This is a genomic window from Acinetobacter sp. C13 (assembly GCF_016809775.1).
Classification (GTDB): domain Bacteria; phylum Pseudomonadota; class Gammaproteobacteria; order Pseudomonadales; family Moraxellaceae; genus Acinetobacter; species Acinetobacter pittii.
Map to the genome: position 1 here is coordinate 407,161 of NZ_JAFBJL010000002.1, position 19,891 is coordinate 427,051.

At 38.1% G+C, this 19,891-nt stretch carries 17 protein-coding genes; 9 read left to right on the forward strand and 8 right to left on the reverse strand.

All coding sequences use genetic code 11. From position 1 onward, the window contains the following. Positions 1–40 precede the first annotated feature (40 nt). Positions 41–949 carry an NAD(+) kinase gene (locus JGE69_RS07095; RefSeq protein WP_005073476.1) on the forward strand — a complete coding sequence of 303 codons (909 nt, stop codon included), beginning with the start codon at positions 41–43 and terminating at the stop codon, positions 947–949. After that, positions 946–1,218 (forward strand): YeaC family protein, encoded by a 273-nt coding sequence (locus JGE69_RS07100; protein WP_002118245.1) that lies wholly within the window; start codon positions 946–948, stop codon positions 1,216–1,218. Before JGE69_RS07095 ends, JGE69_RS07100 begins: the two co-directional genes overlap by 4 nt. A 200-nt stretch (positions 1,219–1,418) precedes the next feature. On the opposite strand, the gene JGE69_RS07105 is transcribed toward JGE69_RS07100, so the two are convergent. Further along, positions 1,419–2,432 (reverse strand): glycosyl transferase family protein, encoded by a 1,014-nt coding sequence (locus JGE69_RS07105; RefSeq protein WP_039758882.1) that lies wholly within the window; start codon positions 2,430–2,432, stop codon positions 1,419–1,421. Between the two features lie 503 nt (positions 2,433–2,935). Between JGE69_RS07105 and JGE69_RS07110 the strand changes: the two genes are divergently transcribed. Further along, entirely contained in the window at positions 2,936–4,294 is a 1,359-nt protein-coding gene (locus JGE69_RS07110) for a dicarboxylate/amino acid:cation symporter (protein WP_002118145.1), read from the forward strand. Between the two features lie 163 nt (positions 4,295–4,457). Beyond that, the gene (locus tag JGE69_RS07115; RefSeq protein WP_017386519.1) at positions 4,458–5,603 is read left to right on the forward strand and encodes an acyl-CoA dehydrogenase family protein; all 1,146 of its coding nucleotides are present in this window, start codon (positions 4,458–4,460) and stop codon (positions 5,601–5,603) included. 50 nt (positions 5,604–5,653) lie between these two features. Here JGE69_RS07115 and JGE69_RS07120 read toward each other — a convergent pair whose 3' ends face one another. Both JGE69_RS07120 and JGE69_RS07125 read right to left on the reverse strand, forming a co-directional pair. Continuing rightward, positions 5,654–6,280 (reverse strand): hypothetical protein, encoded by a 627-nt coding sequence (locus JGE69_RS07120; protein WP_199112963.1) that lies wholly within the window; start codon positions 6,278–6,280, stop codon positions 5,654–5,656. Positions 6,281–6,388: 108 nt separating this feature from the next. After that, on the reverse strand, positions 6,389–7,333 hold the full coding sequence (locus tag JGE69_RS07125) for an alpha/beta hydrolase (RefSeq protein ID WP_199112961.1): 945 nt from the start codon (positions 7,331–7,333) through the stop codon (positions 6,389–6,391). Positions 7,334–7,516: 183 nt separating this feature from the next. Between JGE69_RS07125 and pheA the strand changes: the two genes are divergently transcribed. The 4 genes from pheA (at position 7,517) to JGE69_RS07145 (ending at position 13,122) form a co-directional block, all read left to right on the forward strand. Further along, complete coding sequence (pheA, locus tag JGE69_RS07130) at positions 7,517–8,626, forward strand: prephenate dehydratase (protein ID WP_002049199.1); 1,110 nt, start codon at positions 7,517–7,519, stop codon at positions 8,624–8,626. Between the two features lie 107 nt (positions 8,627–8,733). Continuing rightward, positions 8,734–10,980 carry a bifunctional prephenate dehydrogenase/3-phosphoshikimate 1-carboxyvinyltransferase gene (locus JGE69_RS07135; protein ID WP_199112960.1) on the forward strand — a complete coding sequence of 749 codons (2,247 nt, stop codon included), beginning with the start codon at positions 8,734–8,736 and terminating at the stop codon, positions 10,978–10,980. A 127-nt stretch (positions 10,981–11,107) separates the two neighbouring features. Beyond that, positions 11,108–11,491, forward strand: coding sequence for a hypothetical protein (locus JGE69_RS07140; RefSeq protein WP_004791237.1), 384 nt, complete (start codon positions 11,108–11,110; stop codon positions 11,489–11,491). Between the two features lie 170 nt (positions 11,492–11,661). Further along, a complete protein-coding gene (locus JGE69_RS07145; protein WP_199112958.1) occupies positions 11,662–13,122 on the forward strand; it encodes an aminoacyl-histidine dipeptidase in 1,461 nt (486 codons plus the stop codon). Between the two features lie 33 nt (positions 13,123–13,155). Here the strand turns inward: JGE69_RS07145 and rtcA are convergent, their stop codons facing one another. The 5 genes from rtcA to JGE69_RS07170 all read right to left on the reverse strand — a co-directional run bounded on the left by rtcA (position 13,156) and on the right by JGE69_RS07170 (position 18,183). Continuing rightward, the gene (gene rtcA, locus JGE69_RS07150) at positions 13,156–14,202 is read right to left on the reverse strand and encodes an RNA 3'-terminal phosphate cyclase (protein ID WP_199112956.1); all 1,047 of its coding nucleotides are present in this window, start codon (positions 14,200–14,202) and stop codon (positions 13,156–13,158) included. A gap of 259 nt (positions 14,203–14,461) precedes the next feature. Continuing rightward, positions 14,462–14,920: a DIP1984 family protein gene (locus JGE69_RS07155; RefSeq protein ID WP_199112954.1), complete on the reverse strand. Its 459-nt coding sequence runs from the start codon at positions 14,918–14,920 to the stop codon at positions 14,462–14,464. Beyond that, positions 14,920–15,621, reverse strand: coding sequence for a DUF4145 domain-containing protein (locus tag JGE69_RS07160; protein WP_199112952.1), 702 nt, complete (start codon positions 15,619–15,621; stop codon positions 14,920–14,922). The genes JGE69_RS07155 and JGE69_RS07160 overlap by 1 nt, the downstream gene beginning before the upstream one ends. A gap of 62 nt (positions 15,622–15,683) precedes the next feature. Beyond that, positions 15,684–16,952, reverse strand: a complete 1,269-nt coding sequence (locus tag JGE69_RS07165; protein WP_199112950.1) for an RtcB family protein — start codon at positions 16,950–16,952, stop codon at positions 15,684–15,686. 256 nt (positions 16,953–17,208) lie between these two features. Beyond that, the gene (locus JGE69_RS07170) at positions 17,209–18,183 is read right to left on the reverse strand and encodes a ribonuclease Z (RefSeq protein ID WP_199112948.1); all 975 of its coding nucleotides are present in this window, start codon (positions 18,181–18,183) and stop codon (positions 17,209–17,211) included. 67 nt (positions 18,184–18,250) lie between these two features. Here JGE69_RS07170 and rtcR point away from each other — a divergent pair, with 67 nt between their 5' ends. Then, positions 18,251–19,852 carry an RNA repair transcriptional activator RtcR gene (gene rtcR / locus JGE69_RS07175; protein WP_199112946.1) on the forward strand — a complete coding sequence of 534 codons (1,602 nt, stop codon included), beginning with the start codon at positions 18,251–18,253 and terminating at the stop codon, positions 19,850–19,852. The last annotated feature ends 39 nt before the right edge of the window (positions 19,853–19,891 follow it).

Sequence of the window (19,891 nt, forward strand, 5' to 3'; positions counted from 1 at the left end):
TGTTATTATAGCCAAGTATCGCAGCGGAGCTTACTCATTCGTGCAAATTTCACATAAGTCCTTCAGAAACGTCGGGTTAATCGGTCGACCAGATAAATCATCAGTAGTAGAAACACTATGTTTAATTCATGATCATTTGTTGAACCTAGGCTTAAACCCCATTTTTGATCAGGAAACTGCTGAATTAGTGCCTTATGATCATGCACAAATTGTAAGTCGTCATTTATTGGGTGAAGTTGCTGATTTAGTCATAGTTGTTGGAGGTGACGGTTCTTTACTCCACGCTGCTAGAGCTTTAGTTCGCTACAATACGCCTGTTATTGGTATCAACCGTGGGCGGTTGGGTTTTTTAACTGATATCAAACCTTCAGAAGCCATTTTCAAACTTGACCAAGTACTTCAAGGGCATTTCCAGCTTGACCGTCGTTTCTTACTTGAAATGGAAGTAAGAACAAATGGTGAAGTCATTTATGACGCCATTGCCTTAAATGATGTAGTTTTGCACTCGGGTAAATCAGTACACATGATTGACTTCGAACTTAATATTGATGGTCAATATGTTTACCGCCAACATAGTGATGGTTTAATTGTTTCGACTCCAACCGGATCAACGGCTTATGCATTGTCAGGTGGTGGTCCAATTTTACATCCAAGTATGGATGCTATTGCATTAGTTCCAATGCATCCCCATACATTGTCATCACGTCCCATTGTAGTCGGTGGTCAAAGCGAAATTAAAATCGTTATTCGCGAAAATCGGGTATTACCAATGGTGAGTGCAGATGGACAACATAGTGTCTCGCTCAATGTTGGAGACAGTTTACACATCCGTAAACACCCATTTAAACTAAGTTTATTGCATCCACCAGGTTATGATTTCTATATGGCCTGCCGTACCAAACTTGGTTGGAACCAAGATTTTGAATCTTTTCAAAGAGATGAATCATGAATATTGAACAAATGCTATCTGTTTTAAACCCTGAAATTGTAGAGCGTTTAAAAACAGCAGTAGAAATTGGTAAATGGCCAAACGGCGTTGTTTTAACTAAAGAGCAGCGTGAAACTTGTATGCAAGCTGTAATCGCTTGGGAGTTGAAGAACTTACCAGAAGATCAGCGTAGTGGGTATATTGACCGTGGTACCAAAGAAGAAGGTGAAGAGTGTGATGATGATCATCACAAGCATGAACCAGAGTTTAAACCGATTCGTTTTGTTTAAAACTTATAAGACAGAAAAATTATTTTTGGTTATTCCATACAGCCTTATATAGCATGTTTTTCATAAGTTATAGCATATAGGTATTTATTACTTTTGAAGGATCAAAAGTAACCAAAAATCCTCTGTATCACTGACGATACTTCCTGTATCGCAGTGATACGGTCGACATTCATGTCGACCTTCACGATAGCATTTGTTAACTACGAATTAAGATTGCTTAAATTTCGTGTATCCCATAACACTTTTGCTTTTTGCATCGCTTCTTCAAAACTAGCAACAACGCCCATCGTATATAGCGCGATTCCGATGGTTTCTGTTACGGCTATTTCTCCATATTCATGGTGCTGTTGACCAAGCCATACTGCTTTAAACGTTGCTAAATCTAATTCTTCTTCAATTGGGCTTCGTTCAGGTGTGAGCTTTGGCAACTCATGTTCATAGAGCTCACCATTTTTAATACCGCAAATGAGTGTTTTAGCATCTGGGTTTCGTTCAAATTCACCACCTTCGCCTTTAATAACGGCACTATTTTGATAGCCTAAGCGTAATGCGCTATGTTGGTGAGAAGTTCTGTAAGCAGGGTGGAATATTGCTTGTAAGGTAGCCTTAGCGTTAAAAGGATTAATTAAACGGGCCAAAGTATGAATAGGTGAACGCAATCCCATGACATTTCTTAGAGATATCAATTCGCTTAAAACTGGTGAAATCACGTCTAGTGGTAAGTAAGCAAAATTTTGCTCTGCTAATTGTGTACGAACTTCTTGTTCAGAATGGCAAATTTGATAACCAAGATATTCTAAGACTTGCTCTGTATAAACACGGTTAAGCGTATGACCTGACGCACCATGCATAACAATTTTATGGCCATGCTGGGCAAGTGTAAGAGCGGCTAACAAAAACCATGGATAGTGTTTTCGCTTACCTGCATAAGATGACCAATCTAAATCAACATCTAAAGGTTCAAAATGAAGCTGATCTTTAGTCGCTTGCACAAACCCTGCAAGTTCATCAATCGATTCTTCTTTAACCCGAAGTAGCATTAAAAATGCACCTAGCTGCACATCTAACACTTCACCTTTTAAAATCATGGTAAATGCTTGATAGGCTTCTTCATAACTTAAAGAGCGAGATCCAGTTTTCCCCTTACCTAAAATACGGACATATTGAGCAAAGGGATGTTCAGCATCTTTATAGATATTGCGTTTAGTATTCATCGTAGTTCAAAACAATAAAAATGATGGGATGTAGGCAGCTCAAAATGAAATGTCCACAAGTATTTAATCAATATGACATAAAAAGCTGCTGAAAAAATATCAAAAGTGTTTCTTATACTAAAGTCTTAAGGCTACCTGAGTGTTTTTTATGCGTATTAGCTAAAAAATTAATCGAATCGTTATTTAATTCGAGTACACTTTCCCGTGCTTTTTTGAGCACTCATATCATAATTTTATGTGATTCTCCTATATCTTCAGCTTTTTATTGAAAAAGTAAGAGGTTATTTCGAGCTACTCAAAGTGGTTAGAAACTTCAGGTATTCTCCTGTTTTAGAAAACATTGATTTTGTTTTCATTGAGGTAGTAGGAAGGTTTTTTGTTCACAAAAAACCATTTCCCTTTTGCGGTGTTAATGTGAAAGGTTAGGGCTGTGTATTCGTAAAGAATAGACGTTTCATTTTGGTATTTCCAACGGACTTGGAAATATAGATTGAAGTAAAGTTATGGCTAAAAAACCGATTTATAAATCACTTTATTTTCAGGTGATTATTGCGATTATTGCGGGTATCTTGGTAGGACATTTTTCCCCAAGCTCAACGCAAATTGTCAATGGTGTCGAACAGCATATTCCGGGGTTAGGTGAAAAACTCAAGCCATTAGGTGATGCCTTTATTCGTTTGATCAAGATGATCATTGCTCCAGTTATTTTCTGTACCGTGGTAAGCGGTATTGCTGGCATGGAAAGCATGAAGTCAGTCGGAAAAACTGGCGGCGTTGCGTTGTTATACTTTGAAATCGTTTCAACAATTGCACTTCTAATTGGCCTTGTTGTAATTAACATTGCTAAACCGGGTGTAGGGATGAATGTTGACCCTACCACTCTCGATACTTCGGGCATTCAAAAATACGTCAGTTCTGGTGAGTCACAATCTACCATTGATTTCTTAATGCACATCATCCCTGATACGGTGGTTGGTGCGTTTGCAAATGGTGAAATCTTACAAGTCCTTCTTTTTGCAATTCTCTTTGGTTTTGCTTTACATAAGTTAGGTGATGCGGGACGTCCAGTTTTAAAATTTATTGATCAAGTTGCACATGTGTTCTTTAACATTGTGAATATGGTCATGAAATTAGCTCCGATTGGTGCATTCGGTGCAATGGCATTTACTATCGGTAAATATGGCGTTGGTTCACTCGTACAATTAGGGCAGCTCATTATCTGCTTCTATATTACGTGCTTACTCTTTATCTTCTTAATTTTGGGTACAATCAGCCGTATTAGTGGATTCAGTATCCTTAAGATGATTCGCCTGATTCGTGAAGAGTTATTAATTGTACTTGGTACATCTTCTTCTGAATCTGTTTTGCCTCGCATGTTACGTAAACTTGAAATTGCAGGTTGTGAAAAATCTGTAGTTGGTTTAGTTATCCCAACAGGTTATTCATTTAACCTTGATGGTACGTCAATTTATTTGACTATGGCTGCAATCTTTATTGCTCAGGCAACAAACACACAGCTTGATATTCAACATCAGATTACTTTGTTGTTGGTACTCTTAATTTCATCTAAGGGGGCTGCGGGTGTAACAGGCTCTGGCTTTATTGTTATGGCTGCAACTTTATCTGCTGTAGGACATATTCCAGTGGCAGGTCTGGCATTGATTTTAGGTATTGACCGTTTCATGTCAGAAGCCCGTGCATTAACTAACCTTGTCGGTAACTCATTAGCAACGATTGTTGTTGCAAAATGGGTCGGTGCTTTAGATAAAGATAAGCTAAATGATGCTTTAAACAATCCAGATGAAGTCGACAGAAAAATGATGGAGCAAAAAACTCCTCAAGTCGCTGAAGGTTTAGATTAATTCAAATAAACCGATATAAAAAAGGAAGCTTTGGCTTCCTTTTTTATTGGCTGACTGAAAAGTACAGTTTTAATGAGCAGCTATGTCATGACAGTAGCTTAAAAAATGATTAGCATGCACAACAATCAGATTAGATAAAACAATAAAGCTGAAGGAAAATATTATGTTGGCATACGATGCAGATTTAGAATTATTCCGTGATAATTTTAAACGTTTTATGAATGAGCATATTGCTCCACATTATGACCAATGGGAACGCGAAGGAATCATGCCACGTTCTGTCTGGAATCAACTGGGCGAAAATGGCTTTTTATGTGTGGATGTTCCAGAAGAATACGGTGGTTATGGTGTGCCAACCTATTATTCATTAATGTTGGTTGAAGAATCGGCACGCGCTGGTTTTTGTGCATTATCAACAGCGATTTCTTGCCACTCTGAAATTGCTGCACCATATATTTTACACATTGGCACAGAAGAGCAAAAACAATATTGGTTGCCGAAAATGGTAACAGGTGAAGTAGTTGGTGCAATTGGTATGACTGAACCTGGAGCGGGTTCGGATTTACAATCAATGCGTACTAGCGCCATTTTGCAAGATGACCATTATTTATTAAATGGCTCAAAAACCTTTATTTCAAATGGACAACATGCTGATCTTGTGGTGCTTGCAGTAAAAACTGATCCTCAAGCGCGTGCAAAAGGCGTGTCATTATTATTGGCAGATACGCATCTAGAAGGCTTTAAAAAAGGCACAAATTTAGACAAAATCGGTCTGCATTCTCAAGACACATCTGAGCTATTTTTTGACAATGTTAAAGTTCCTAAAAACCAGTTACTCGGTCAAGCTGGACAAGGCTTTGCTTATTTAATGCAAGAGTTACCGCGAGAACGTACAGCTATTGCATCTACCGCAATTGGCGCTATTCGTGGTGCAATTGATTTGGCAACTGCTTATGTAAAAGAGCGTCATGCATTTGGTCAACCTATTTCACAGTTCCAAAATACTCGTTTTGTTTTAGCACAAGCAAAAATTGATGAGCTTGCTACAGCTGCTTTCTATGAGAGAAATGTTGCTCTATATCAAGAAGGCAAGCTAGATGTTGAAACAGCAGCCGCACTCAAAAGTTTTAGTACGGATATGCAAATGAAAGTCGCAGACAACTTGCTGCAACTTTTTGGTGGCTATGGTTATATGACTGAATATCCAATTTCACGTTTCTTTGTAGATGCACGTATTCAACGTATTTACGGTGGTACAAATGAAATTATGAAAGAAATCGTAGCGCGTGGATTAATTGGCAAAGCTTAATTAGGCAGAGAAAAAACAGCCTGTTCTAAAATGGGCTGTTTTGTTTTTAACTATTTGGTCTTCTGTTGAATGACAGGATAGTCTTGTTGTTTCGGTAATTGCTGTAATGCATGATTCATCTTTCTTAAAAACTCATCTGCTTCATCTTGATGGAATGAATCTTCGGTGTATTTACTACGTTCTTGAAAGACGACACCACAACCCGTTATTTTCATATTTTCAGGATTAAATGACCAATCATTTGGATTCTTTAAGTTAATGTTTAAATCACTTTCACAGCTTTTCCATAAACGTAAAAACTCATTTGATAATTCTGCTTTAAATCCTCGTGCTGGATAGACCGAGAAGCCTTTCATTTCGGGATTAGAAAACTGTATAAACATATCTACTGGCATACCGCCCCAAATGATTGCTATATCTGGTGGTAAATAGATGCCTGATAAATTTTTCTCTTTTAAAGCATGTGTTTGCTCATATTTCTGCCTAAAATGTTGTGACTGATATGTCAGCTTGGTTTGAGGTGGGATTGGAATGCCACGAACTTGATTACCGACAGTCGTCATATAGTACGGAGAATTATCCCTACCATTGCAACCTGCAATTATTGGACAACCGCCACAAGCCGTTAAACTAAAAGTTGTAAAACCCAATAGGCTTAAAACAATAATTTTATTCATTCTATTTTACTGTTGTTATGACATATTGGGTCAGTATAACCAATCTATACATTAAGAGGAGTATCTTTAAGAACAACGAAATAATCATCTTTAAATGTAATTATGTTTTTACTTGGCTGGTTGCTGCAATGGCCCATCAAATAAAGATTTACAGCTTTCTAAATTTTGACATGAAGCAAACATAAGCGCTTTAGGTAAGCTCGCATACAAATTTGTAATGTGTTGTTCAGCAGGGTTATAAAAATGCCAATAACTAAATTGGTTTGAACGTTTATTTTCTAAGGCTTTAAAGAAATCTGTTTCGTTAAATTTATTATCAAGTTGAGTACGAGGGCCGCCTTGCTCATGTGTACCGACTGTGGTCATGAGTAAAGGGGAATGATTTGGTTTCTGACTTTGCCAATGATTTAACTGCTGAAATAACATGCCTTGGTCAAACCAGAGGGAAGGGCTTGCAGCAAAGTAACGCTGAAATGCATCTGGCTTTTGAAAAAAATGATAAAGCACAAATAAACCTCCAAAAGAATGTCCATAAAGACTTTGTTGTTGGCTATTAATCGGAAATTGTTTTGCAATTGTAGGCTTGAGTTCGCTATTTAAAAAAGCAATAAACTGATCAGCACCGCCATATTTATATTTACCTTGTGCTTGAAATTCAGCAGAAGGTTTTGGAGTGTAATCATAAGCACGCTTTTGCACATCAAAGGTTTTTTGCTGAGGGTAGCCAACCGCTACGATCATGAGTGGATCTAGTCCTAATTTGGTAGAACCTGCGCCAATCGACTGAGCAATATTGGCAGCACTTGGAAATGTAGCATTTCCATCTAATATATAAAGTACTGGATAGCCATGTTGGGGCGGAGCGACAGGTGGTTTATAAATTTGAATAAGATAATCATGGCCTGTATTTTTAGATTTAATTTGAAATTGTGCCTGATTATTTTGAAAAACGATTTTTGGTTGATTTTGTATAGGCGTTTGGGCGAAGGTAGAACAGCTTATTAAAGTACTCAATAAAAAACTAGTAGATAAAAGGAAAAATGATCTTTGCATAATGGACGATAATAAAATTTATTATACAAATGATAAATGAAAATCATTATCAAATAAAGTAATCAAGAAATGGAAGAAAAAAGGTTAATGAAAAAAGCTCTTACAGCTATATTGCCTAACAAATCAAAGCAGACTATTGTTATACTCTCGTTTAAAAGATGATTTTACTGAGGCTGCATTCTAATGATCAACGATGATCAAAACAAAACGACTTCTCTTAGTTTAGAACAAATTCGTGAAGATATTGATAGTGTAGATCAACAGATTCAAGAATTATTAAATCGCCGCGCAAGCCTTGCTGAAGCTGTTGCTAAAGCTAAATTTGCTTCTGAAGAGAATCCTTTGTTTTATCGTCCTGAACGTGAAGCACAAGTTTTACGCAAAGTCATGGAGCGCAACCAAGGTCCTTTGTCTGATGTCACCATGGCGCGTTTGTTCCGTGAAATTATGTCTGCTTGCCTTGCTTTAGAAGCTCCGCAAAGTATTGCATTTTTAGGACCGGAAGGGACTTTTACTCAATCTGCCGTGCTTAAACACTTTGGTAAAGATGCAGTTGTTCGTCCATTACCAACAATTGATGAAGTGTTCCGTGAAGTAGAAGCAGGTAGTGCACATTACGGCGTAGTGCCAGTTGAAAACTCATCTGAAGGTATTGTGAACCATACTTTAGATTGTTTTAAAACATCGAATTTAAATGTGATTGGTGAAGTTGAATTACGTATTCATCATCAATTCCTTGTCTCTGAAAATACACGTAAAGACAGTATTAAACAGATTTATGCACACCAACAGACTTTAGCTCAATGTCGTCAATGGTTAGACGCGCATTATCCGGGTGTTGAACGTGTTGCTTTAAACTCAAATGCAGAAGCTGCACGTCGTATTCGCAACGAATGGCATTCAGCAGCGATTGCATCAGATATTGCAGCAGGTATGTATAACCTTGAAATTTTACATAGCAATATTGAAGATAATCCGGAAAATACCACTCGTTTCTTAGTCATTGGCCGTGAAAAAATTCCACAAAGTGGTAATGACAAAACTTCATTATTAATTTCAGCGCATGACCGCGCTGGTGCTTTATTAGAAATTTTAGCGCCGTTTGCAAAACATAATATTAGCTTAACGAGTATTGAGACTCGTCCAGCATTACCTGAAAAATGGGCCTATGTATTCTTTATTGATTTAGAAGGCCATATCGATCAAGAAAATGTTGCAGCAGCAATTAATGATATTCGTCCAATGGTAAAAGAGCTTCGTATTTTAGGTTCTTATCCTGCTGCTGTTCTCTAATTACTCATGTTGGAATAATGACATGCATCAAGATGGTCATGTCATTATGCTTAAAAACAAATTGCTCAAAGGTTTAAATCACTTTGAGCAAAAGCAAAGTTGAAGTTATGTCACAACCCCTATTTAAAAAAGTTGCATTTATTGGTTTAGGACTCATCGGGTCGAGTTTGGCACGGGTTATTGTTGCTGAAAAGTTGGCGACAACTATTGTGGCTTCTACACGCTCACAGAAAACTTTAGAAGATGCAAAATCACTTGGCTTAATACAAGAAGGATTTTCTGATCCTGTAGAGGCTGTGAAAGGGGCAGATTTAGTTGTTTTAGCCTTGCCAGTACGTGCGACACAAAAAGTGCTTGAACTAATTAAACCTTATTTGACAGAAACTACGATTGTAACTGATGTAGGAAGTACAAAAGGTAATGTCGTCGATGCAGCAAAAGCTGTATTTGGTGAAGATTTACCAGCAGGTTTTGTGCCGGGACATCCTATTGCTGGTAGTGAGCATACGGGCGTTCATGCAGGTAAGGTCGATTTATTTGCAAATCACAAAGTTATTTTAACGCCGTTACCCACAAGTGCAGAATGGGCAGTTGATAAACTGATTCAACTTTGGTCTGCTGCTAAAGCTGAAGTCATTTGTATGGACGTTGCCAAGCATGATGAAGTTTTAGCACATACAAGTCATTTACCGCACTTGATGGCATTTAATTTGGTTGAGCAACTTGCGAATCGTGAAGATAATCTTGATATTTTCCGCTATGCAGCAGGTGGCTTTCGTGACTTTTCACGGATTGCAGCTAGTGATCCACAAATGTGGCATGACATTTTCTTTGCCAATAAAACAGCGATATTAGATGCTGTAGATGGCTTCGAAAAGCAACTTACAGTACTTAGACAGTTGATTGAAAGCGAAGACTCTCATGCATTAATGGGTTTACTCGGTCATGCTCAGGCAGCACGTCAGCATTTCAATCATATGTTAGCCAAAAAACCTTTAATGGAGAAAAATAAGGTGACACAGCAATTCAGTATCTTACCGGGAAATAAGGCTTTTAAAGGTAAATTTACCGTACCGGGTGACAAATCTGTGTCACATCGCTCTATTATGTTTGGTGCTATTGCCGAAGGCACGACTCATGTCACTGGCTTCCTTGAAGGTGAAGATGCTTTAGCAACTTTACAAGCTTTCCGTGATATGGGTGTAAGCATTGAAGGCCCTAAAAATGGTGAAGTGACCATTCATGGCGTGGGCATGCATGGTTTAAAAGCACCAGCGAGTGCCTTGTATATGGGTAACTCTGGAACGAGCATGCGTTTGCTTTCAGGTATGTTATCAGCACAAAAATTTGATTCAGTGATGACAGGTGATGCATCACTTTCTAAACGTCCAATGGAGCGTATTGCTAAACCATTGCGTTTAATGGGTGCGCAAATCCAGACAACAGGTGAGAAAGGTACACCACCTGTAAGCATTACGGGTAGCCAGCAATTAAAGGGCATTCAATACGACTTGCCAATGGCATCTGCTCAGGTGAAGTCGGGTATTTTACTTGCGGGCCTATGGGCTGAAGGTGAAACTTCGGTAACTGAGCCAGAACCAACTCGTGACCATACAGAGCGCATGCTTCGTGCATTTGGTTATGATGTTAAAACCGAAGGCAACAAAATTTCTCTTGTTGGTGGTGGAAAATTAGTGGGTACTGACATTCAAGTACCATCAGATATTTCATCAGCTGCTTTCTTTATGGTGGGTGCCGCAATTACTGAGGGTTCTGATGTTATTCTGGAAGCTGTAGGTATTAACCCAACACGTACTGGCGTAATTGAAATTTTAAAACAGATGGGTGCTGACCTGACTGTTGAAAATGAACGTATTGCCGGTGGCGAACCGATTGCTGATATTCATATTAAAGGTTCACGCACACTTAAAGGCATTCATATGCCGGAAGACCAAGTTCCTTTAGCAATTGATGAATTCCCAGCTTTATTTATTGCAGCAGCTTGTGCCGAAGGCCAAACAGTATTAACTGGTGCGGCAGAACTTCGTGTGAAAGAGTCTGACCGTATTCAGGTTATGGCTGATGGCTTAAAAATCATGGGTATTGACTGTACGCCAACTGATGATGGCATCATTATCGAAGGTAAAGGCAAATCTGGCGATTGGTCACCAATCTTTGCTGGCGGCGAAATTGAATCACATCATGACCACCGTATTGCTATGAGTTTTAGTATGGCAGGTCTTCGTAATTCTGGTCCGATTACAATTCATGGTACTGAAACTGTGGCGACAAGCTTCCCGACTTTCACTGAGTTGGCGAATCGTGCAGGCTTAACAATCGAAGTTAGCCAATAACTTTTGACCTGACACATTTTATAATTGCTAACACAATAGCAACGGCAGCAGCGGGCTAAAGGCTTGGCTGCTGTTTATTTATTGCTTATGCTAAGTGCAGATAATGATAATAGTGTTAGGACAAAGGATGAAAAAATTACAATTTATTGCCAGTTGCCCACAACATGGGGTGCTTGATCATCCACCAAATGAATGCCATATCACTCAAGAATATGTAGCGGCTTTACTATTTAAGCAATTGGGGCATTACGGTTTTGATGCGCAGCACATTGTGCATGAACATGAAAAGGTAGAAGTGAGTATTGATAATCATCTTTTACCTTTGTCTATTACTTGTCAAAAAACAGACCATGATGGACACCTGATGTGTGAAATTTCTGCCAATCCAGATGAAGAACAAGACTGGTTTGAGAAAATTGAAACACAAAGCATTATTCGCCAGCTTGCACAGGCCGTTGAAAATAGTTTGAAAGCTGATCATAGCTTTTCAGCATTTGAATGGAAAAACTAAGCGCACGGCTGTTAAGAGTTATTCATGAAGTACGGCTTTTTAGAAAAGTCGTACAATCTCTTTAGATTAAATATAAAAATACAAAATCTTTCCCGAAATCCCTACCTATCTTTAATGCATTGTGTATATTGAAATTATTAAGATATTTACATAATTAGAGTGTGGTTTTCATGACACAAGTTGATATTGCAGCGTTATCTCCTCAAGTGGTTTGGCAGCATTTTCAAACACTTTGCACTATTCCTCGTCCATCGAAGCATGAACAGCAACTTCGTGAGTTTTTACAAAACTGGGCTGAAAGTCGGAATTTAGAAACTTACGTAGATAAAGTGGGGAATTTGATTATTCGTAAGAATGCGACTCTGGGTAAAGAACATGTATCTGGCGTTATTCTGCAAGGCCATCTAGATATGGTCACTCAAGCCAATACTGGCACAGTACATGACTTCTTTAAAGACCCGATCCAGCCAGTCCTCGAAGATGGCTGGTTAATTGCTAAAGATACTACTTTAGGTGCTGATAATGGCATTGGGGTAGCATTAGCTTTGGCAGTTTTAGACTCAAATGATATTGCTCATGGGCCAATTGAAGTTCTTCTAACAGTTGATGAAGAAGCAGGGATGAGTGGTGCGCGACTTTTACAGGCAGGTGTACTAAAAGGGAAGTGGCTATTTAATATTGATACAGAAGAGTGGGGCGAGTTGTATCTCGGATGTGCTGGTAGTATTGATGTTGAAGTTGAGCAACCGCTTAATTATGAACCAATTCCTGAAAATTTGAATATTGTTAATATTCAGGTGGCTGGTCTTAAAGGTGGCCACTCTGGCGTAGATATCCATTTAGGACGTGGTAATGCCAACGTTATTCTGGCCCGTTTTTTAAATCAGCATTTAGCGAAGCTTGGTGGACGACTTGTTGAGTTTATAGGTGGTACAGCTCGTAATGCTTTACCTCGCGAAGCTGTAGCAACCATTGCCATTTCATCTAACCAATTGCCTGAATTAGAAAAATTACTCGCTGAATATCAAACAGCATGGAAAAAACAGCTACAAGGTATTGATGACAATCTGCAATTAACTATTCAGCCTAATAGTGCTGAAGTGATCGAAGTGATTGCTCAACAACAGCAAAATGAATGGTTGCAAGCTTTAGCAATAAGTCCTTATGGCGTTGCAAGTATGAGTCAGGTTCTATCAGATGTAGTTGAGACTTCAAATAATATTGGAGTGGTGAGACTAAATAGAGAAGGCGGAAAAGCTGTCTTAATGGTTCGTTCAATGGTGAATCAAGAAGCTCAAGACTTTGCAGAAAAAATTCAAAAACATTTCAGTCAATTTAATATCGGCTCTACACTTACGCCGTTAGTTTCAGGTTGGACACCAAATCCAGATTCGGCTGCTCTAAAGTGCTTACAACAAGCCTATCAAAATGCATTTAATATTGAGCCAAATCTTAAAGTGATTCATGCAGGCTTGGAGTGTGGGATTATTGCTGAACATTACCCACATTTACAGATGGTTTCGTTTGGGCCTGATATTCAAGGTGCACATGCACCAGGTGAACGAGTTAAAGTTGATACTGTAGAGAAATGCTGGAAGCTATTGGTAACTGCTTTAGCATCTGTAGAGTAGTTTTTACAAATAAGAAGCTCAATTGTGAGCTTCTTAAACTTTAACTTTTACATGAAAATGATGTGGATTTAACTCGACAAACTCGATTTCACAATCAATAAATTTTTCAATCATGGCTGCTTGTGTACGAGTGTGTTCGCTAATACATTGTGCGGTGAACTCACCACCTTGACCTAAAGCTAAAGGTAGAAGCAATTGATCTGCCAAATACTCATCTACAACAGCCTGCGAAGATAAATATAGATTTACATCTTTTGCTAAATGATCAGCTATTTGCTCTGCACTTTTGCGCATCTCACCTAAAGCTGTAAACAGTTGAGTGTGATATTGATGAGCAACTTTCACATAGACTGTATTGCCTTGGCTAATTCCATTTAAATGAAATTGCTGCTGAGAGCTTAAGTTTAGTTTTTTACTTAATGTGGTTAATTCACGTTGTGCTATCTGTGCTTCTTCTGAAAGATTTAATACAGCTGCAAAGGCCTCATTACTTTGCAAAGTACCGCGATCTAATAAATTTAGCTTGTTTCGATGTTGCCATGGTTGAACGGTAACCTGAATTTCACCTGCACCAATTGGAAAGAAGCCGGCTTTACTTAATTTAAAATCTACGTTAATTCCAATTTGAGCTAGAGCAGGTAAAAAGCAGTGTTCAATAAAATCTGCTGTTGGTGCAAGTGGGTTATGTGTACCCCCTGAAATGGTGAGTTCGGTAGCTTCATTTTGTAATAACAAAACAGGTAGAAGCGTTTGTAAAACCAGTGTTGTACTACCCGCTGAACCGATTTGAAATTGATATTTACCACTTTGAACATGCTGAGGTGCGAAATATAAACGTTGGCTATGTAATTCAGCACCCTCTACATAAGCTTGGCTAATTTGTTGAGATGCTTGTACACAAACCAAATGTTGACGCATTAACCCTGGTTTTTTACGTCCTGCACGTATATTAATTAATTCAAACGGTTGGCTTGTAATCATTGAAAGGGCAAGGGCAGTTCTTAAAATCTGTCCACCACCTTCACCTTGTGAACCATCAATTTGGATGGTTTTGGGCATATTTGCCAAAACTGTCTTCACTTCTATTTTCCTTATTTTCTAATTAAATGAACATACTGCCAGTACATGGTAATGCGAAGTAATGTGTGACTTTGTTTTCGACAAAGGTTTACTAGGTGCATAGTGCTGAGCCTGATAAGTGAATATCGATGCACGGCTCACATGCTGCCATAGCCGCCTGAATTATTTTCAATCCCTCAGATCGGAGTAATGCAGGATCTTGTACTCGCCCAGTATGCCCAAACTTTGATTGTGAAAATAATTTCACAAAATCTATTGTTTAATTGATTAGATCAATTTGCCAGTTAGCAGCCTGAATTTTAACGTTTAAGTCACGGAGTTTCGCACTGATATCATCCGCCTGCTTTTGTAAGCTATAAACAGGAATGACTTTCTTCCACTTAATTTCACGTGAGCTATAACGATCAGGTTCTCGATGTGTATTGGCAATCGCATCTATTAAAATCTTATGCTGTTCAGCATAACTACCGCGCAAGCTTAATAGGGACAACAATACTTTGCCATCTTCCAGTTTTGCTTGTGCATTGGTCAAATGAATACGACAAATCAATTGATTGCTTTCCTGAGTTAAAGCGAATACTTGTTTGATGAGCTCATTTGGATCTTCACTAGGTTCATCACCTTCTTGTACCAATACATTGGCATTAATTCGTTGTTTTAACGAAGCGAGCTTTTTTTGTTGATCGCTTCGAAGTAAAAGTGCTTCTGCGAGTTTCATTATTCATTCACCAATTTAGGAATATTTTTTTGTTCAGATTTAATCACATCTAATCCAATTAAATCTTCTAATTGTTTTTGGCGTTCATATCGAGCTATGTACCACTCTTTTAATAGCATTTCGATTAAACCAATCAGCATTTGGGCTTCATTTGGTTCAACATCAATAATAAAATTAATGTCTTTTTCCATGTGAGCACCAATGTTTCCAATTTTTCTGACAGCATCAATTGCTTGCCAAATAATAGGGTCGATTCGATCTTTAATAGCCTTTATTTCTTCATTTAAGGTATTTTTAGATACACCCCAATAATCTCGAATCATGCCTTGTAAGCATCTTCTTGATAAAGTTGCAGATGCCTTTGGACTGAGATCACGAATTAAACATGCTTCGTTATAATCATCTAAAACGGCTTTGGGAATATAATCAGAAAATGTTTTAGCTGATGAATTTGGCTTTAAGTTCCATGAAATAATAGTTTTTCCTAGGGTTGGAATATTATAATTTCCTGACAAAGGAGCAAGCCTTGCGGTGATTTTTGACTCTTTACACAATAGATTTGGGCAAGTAATTGACTCTATTTCAATTCCAACCAAACCATATTTATTATTATTGTTAAACTTATTTAAGAATCTAGAAATATTTGAATCTGTAATTGTCGCATTTTGGTTGCAGTAAGGGCATGTCCATGAAAAGGCCATTTGATTTCTCCTAAAATTTATAAAGTTATGATCTAAAATTAATATTTTAGATCATAATATGTTCAACCTTTAACACATACCACTTGTCTTAATGTATATACCACTTCAACCAAATCGCTTTGAGCTTTCATTACATCTTCAATTGGTTTATATGCCGATGGAATTTCATCAATAACAGCAGCATCTTTACGGCATTCCACACCTTCAGTTTGTGCAATCTGATCTTCAACAGTAAAGCGTCGTTTGGCTTCAGTACGGCTCATAACACGGCCTGCACCATGCGAACATGAGCAGAAAGCCTCCTGATTTCCAAGCCCCCGAACAATAAATGATTTCGCACCCATTGAACCTGGAATAATTCCATATTCACCTAAGCGCGCACGGACCGCACCTTTACGGGTGACCATCACTTCTTCACCGTAGTGTTCTTCCTTTTCCACATAGTTATGGTGACAGTTCACTGCTTCCAAATGTGCTTGAAAAGGCTTTGGTACAATCGTAGCCAAGGCTTTAATTGCAGATTGCATCATGATTTCTCGGTTCTTCATCGCAAAGCGTTGAGCCCAACCTACCGCAAACCAGTAATCATCAAAATGTTCAGTTCCTTCCACTAGGTATGCTAAATCTTTATTTGGCAAATTAATGAAATGTTTCTGCATGTCTTTACGTGCAAGTTCAATAAAATGATTACCGATAGCATTTCCTACACCACGAGAACCTGAGTGCAACATAATCCAGACATGATCATGCTCATCTAAACAGATTTCTACAAAGTGGTTTCCAGTACCTAAAGTTCCCAAATGTTTGCGGTTGTTGGTGTTTTTTAAACGTGGGTGTTTTGCGCAAATATATTCAAAATCTGCAACCAGATCAGCCCAAGCTTGATCTACCATTTCTGGTGGAGTTTCCCATGAACCACGATCACGTCCGCGCTTAGTCATTCCATGGGGAATTAATCGTTCAAGTTCACTACGTAGAGCATGTAAGTTATCTGGTAAATCTGAAGCAGTTAAGCTTGTACGGGTTGCCATCATTCCACAACCAATATCTACACCCACAGCAGCAGGAATAATTGCCCCTTTAGTTGGAATTACGCTACCAATAGTTGCTCCTAAACCGAAGTGTACATCTGGCATAACAGCCATCCATTTATAAATAAAAGGCATTTGAGCTGTTTGTAATAATTGTTGTTTTGAGTTGTCATCAACAAGCACGCCTTTAGTCCACATTTTGACTGGCATACTTTTTTCATTTTGCAGAACTTCATAAGAACGTTGTTGCTGCTTTTGTTCAAACTGAGCTTGTTGGTTAATTTCTTCAATGACAGACATTTTCTTTTCCTTTCAAAGCCTGCCTGCCAAGCGTTTGCAGGCAGGTGTTATTCACAATATCCCAATGATGTTGTGTGCTTTGTACTATTGCACTGAGTGTGCCAAATTTTGAGGAGAATACTTGAGGTAGATAGTAAGTTATTAAAAATAATAAATAAAAATAATTTTATCTTCTGTCGGATAAATTTTATTGGCGGTTTTTAATATTAAAAATATATCTAAAAATATATTTAAATATCTTTTTGGATATATGTGTTTAATTGGGCTTCCCGTTTTTATCGACTTTTAAAAGCTGTCCAGCTTCATTTAAAGTAAATTCATCAAAATCATTTGCTAAATAAAAATGACCTTTATAAAACTGGCGAACTTCTTCGGTAATAGCTTGCTGCCCAGCTCTATCTTGATGTCGGGGGCTAAAGTGCGTCAGAATTAAATTACTTAAAGATTGCTGTTCTGCAAATTCAGCCACCATTTTTGCTGAGCTATGCATTGGACCTTTGCCGACTTTATCTAAGACCGTTTGCAAGTAAGTCGATTCGTGAATAAGGAGTTGAGCATCTTTGCAAGCATCAACTAATAGTTCTGGTTGGTCATTATCACCACCTATAATTGCATGAACTTGGTGATTTTGAATTTTGATAAAGTCTTGAGCTTTTAAAGTTTTTCCGTCAAATTTAACATCGTAGCCTCGTTTTAAATGGCCCCACATGTCGCCTTGAGGTATGCCAAGCTGAGTTAGAGCTTGGGTATCTAACTTCTTCTGAATAGATTTGATATAAATGCTAAAAGCAAAACTTGGAACACGATGGCTTAGAGGGTGTGCTTGCACAATGAATTCGTCAGTGATCTGTTGTGGCTGTGTTGCTTCATTTACATCAATAAATTGAAGGGAATAAGGCAAATGTAAGTCTGTAAGCTGGGCAGTGATTTCAAACCATTGCTGAATTTCTTTCGGTGCAATCACGATTAAGGGCTTGCTACGGGCATTCATGCCTGCACTTGCCAATAAACCAACTAGACCATAACAATGATCGCCGTGAACGTGTGTAATACAAATGGCAACTAGATTTTGTAGTGAAAGTTTAGCTTGTTGAACGCGGTGCTGTGTCCCTTCGCCGGCATCAATTAAAATCCAGTCCTTATTTTTGGTGTTACGAACTGCTAATCCTGAAACATTACGTGTCAGGGTAGGTACACCCGAAGATGTGCCTAAAAAAGTAAAATGAAGCATATTCTTGGAATTTTTTGGTCAAATGCGTATTGTATATTATAGACAGTTATAAAATTTTATAGAAATTATGGCGGATGCAAAGAAAACAGTCGTTATTGGCTTTGTCGGTTCTACACTTGATCAGGGGAGAAAGCCAGATCGATGGCAACGTTGGCGTCCTACGATTAGCTTGTTAATGCATGAAGATTTGCTTGTAGATGAATTGGTACTTTTACATGATCGACAACATCATAATTTAGTTAAATCTATAGCAGCAGATGCTAAAGAAATCTCTCCCCAAACTGAGGTTTCTGGACATAAGGTGAGTATTAGAGACCCTTGGGATTTTGCTGAAGTTTATGGTGCACTTTATGATTTTGTAAAAACCTATCCGTTTGATGTTGAAAAAAATAACTATTTACTGCATATCACAACGGGAACGCATGTTGCTCAAATTTGTTGGTATTTATTGGTAGATGCACATTATTTACCAGCTCAACTTATCCAAAGTTCACCTAATCAGCAAAAGACCTCAGAAGGTGAATATAGAATTATTGATCTGGATTTGTCTCGATACGATGTTTTAAAACAGCGATTCGATGATGAACAAAAACAAAATTGGCAACAACTTAAAGCAAATATTTCTACTCATAATAAAGCGTTTAATCAGCTTATTGAGGAAGTTGAATTAGTTGCAACCCGCTCTAGTGCACCTATTTTGATTATGGGGGCAACAGGGGTTGGTAAGTCTCATTTAGCAAAACAAATTTTTCAGTTAAAGAAAGATAAATTTCAATTAAGCGGTCGTTTTATTGATGTTAACTGTGCAACCTTGCGTGGTGATAGTGCCATGTCAACTTTATTTGGTCATATAAAAGGTGCATTTACAGGGGCAGCAGCTTCTCGTGCTGGTTTATTAAAAAGTGCTGACCAAGGCATTTTATTTTTAGATGAAATTGGTGAATTAGGACTTGATGAACAAGCTATGCTGCTAAAAGCGCTAGAAGACAAAAGTTTTTTTCCTGTTGGAAGTGATAAGGAAATTCAGGCCGATTTTCAGCTAATAGCAGGTACTAACCGTGATTTACGCAATGAGGTTCAAGCTGGTCGTTTTCGTGAAGATTTATGGGCTCGTTTGAATACGTGGACGTTCTTCTTACCAAATTTAAAAGACCGTGTAGAAGATATTGCACCCAATATTGATTTTGAGCTACAGCGTTTTGCTGCAATTCATCAAAGACAATTACGTTTTCAACGTGATGCATTAGAAACATATTTAAAGTTTGCTAAATCGGCAGATGCATCATGGCAAGGAAATTTTAGAGATTTAGCAGCGAGCGTAACTCGTTTGGTAACTTTATCGCAAGGTGAGTTAATTCGCCGTGAAGCTGTAGAAAAAGAAATTCAACGTCTAAAGCAGCTTTGGCTTATTCAGGATGAATCTTACAATGATAAAAATACAGATATTTTATTGAACTATTTAAGTCCTGAGCAGCTAGAACAAATAGATGAATTTGATCAGATTCAATTACGAGGTGTGCTCAAAATCTGCGAAAATTCAAAATCCATGGCAGAGGCGGGAAGACAACTCTTTTCAGTATCTCGTCAACAGCGTAATACAACGAACGATAGTGACCGAGTGAAAAAATATTTGGCACGTTTTGGGTTAAGCTGGAATAATTTTCAATAATGACACGGCTTATAAAATGATGGGCATACTCTCAAGTTA

Bases quoted from the DNA above. Each gene is read 5' to 3' on its own strand.
- rtcR (WP_199112946.1), top strand. From the start codon at position 18,251: ATGGCGGATGCAAAGAAAACAGTCGTTATTGGCTTTGTCGGTTCTACA.
- JGE69_RS07140 (WP_004791237.1), top strand. From the start codon at position 11,108: ATGAAAAAATTACAATTTATTGCCAGTTGCCCACAACATGGGGTGCTT.
- JGE69_RS07125 (WP_199112961.1), bottom strand. From the start codon at position 7,333: ATGCAAAGATCATTTTTCCTTTTATCTACTAGTTTTTTATTGAGTACT.
- JGE69_RS07110 (WP_002118145.1), top strand. From the start codon at position 2,936: ATGGCTAAAAAACCGATTTATAAATCACTTTATTTTCAGGTGATTATT.
- JGE69_RS07160 (WP_199112952.1), bottom strand. From the start codon at position 15,621: ATGGCCTTTTCATGGACATGCCCTTACTGCAACCAAAATGCGACAATT.
- JGE69_RS07165 (WP_199112950.1), bottom strand. From the start codon at position 16,952: ATGTCTGTCATTGAAGAAATTAACCAACAAGCTCAGTTTGAACAAAAG.
- JGE69_RS07120 (WP_199112963.1), bottom strand. From the start codon at position 6,280: ATGAATAAAATTATTGTTTTAAGCCTATTGGGTTTTACAACTTTTAGT.
- pheA (WP_002049199.1), top strand. From the start codon at position 7,517: ATGATCAACGATGATCAAAACAAAACGACTTCTCTTAGTTTAGAACAA.
- JGE69_RS07155 (WP_199112954.1), bottom strand. From the start codon at position 14,920: ATGAAACTCGCAGAAGCACTTTTACTTCGAAGCGATCAACAAAAAAAG.
- JGE69_RS07170 (WP_199112948.1), bottom strand. From the start codon at position 18,183: ATGCTTCATTTTACTTTTTTAGGCACATCTTCGGGTGTACCTACCCTG.
- JGE69_RS07100 (WP_002118245.1), top strand. From the start codon at position 946: ATGAATATTGAACAAATGCTATCTGTTTTAAACCCTGAAATTGTAGAG.
- JGE69_RS07145 (WP_199112958.1), top strand. From the start codon at position 11,662: ATGACACAAGTTGATATTGCAGCGTTATCTCCTCAAGTGGTTTGGCAG.
- JGE69_RS07115 (WP_017386519.1), top strand. From the start codon at position 4,458: ATGTTGGCATACGATGCAGATTTAGAATTATTCCGTGATAATTTTAAA.
- JGE69_RS07135 (WP_199112960.1), top strand. From the start codon at position 8,734: ATGTCACAACCCCTATTTAAAAAAGTTGCATTTATTGGTTTAGGACTC.
- JGE69_RS07105 (WP_039758882.1), bottom strand. From the start codon at position 2,432: ATGAATACTAAACGCAATATCTATAAAGATGCTGAACATCCCTTTGCT.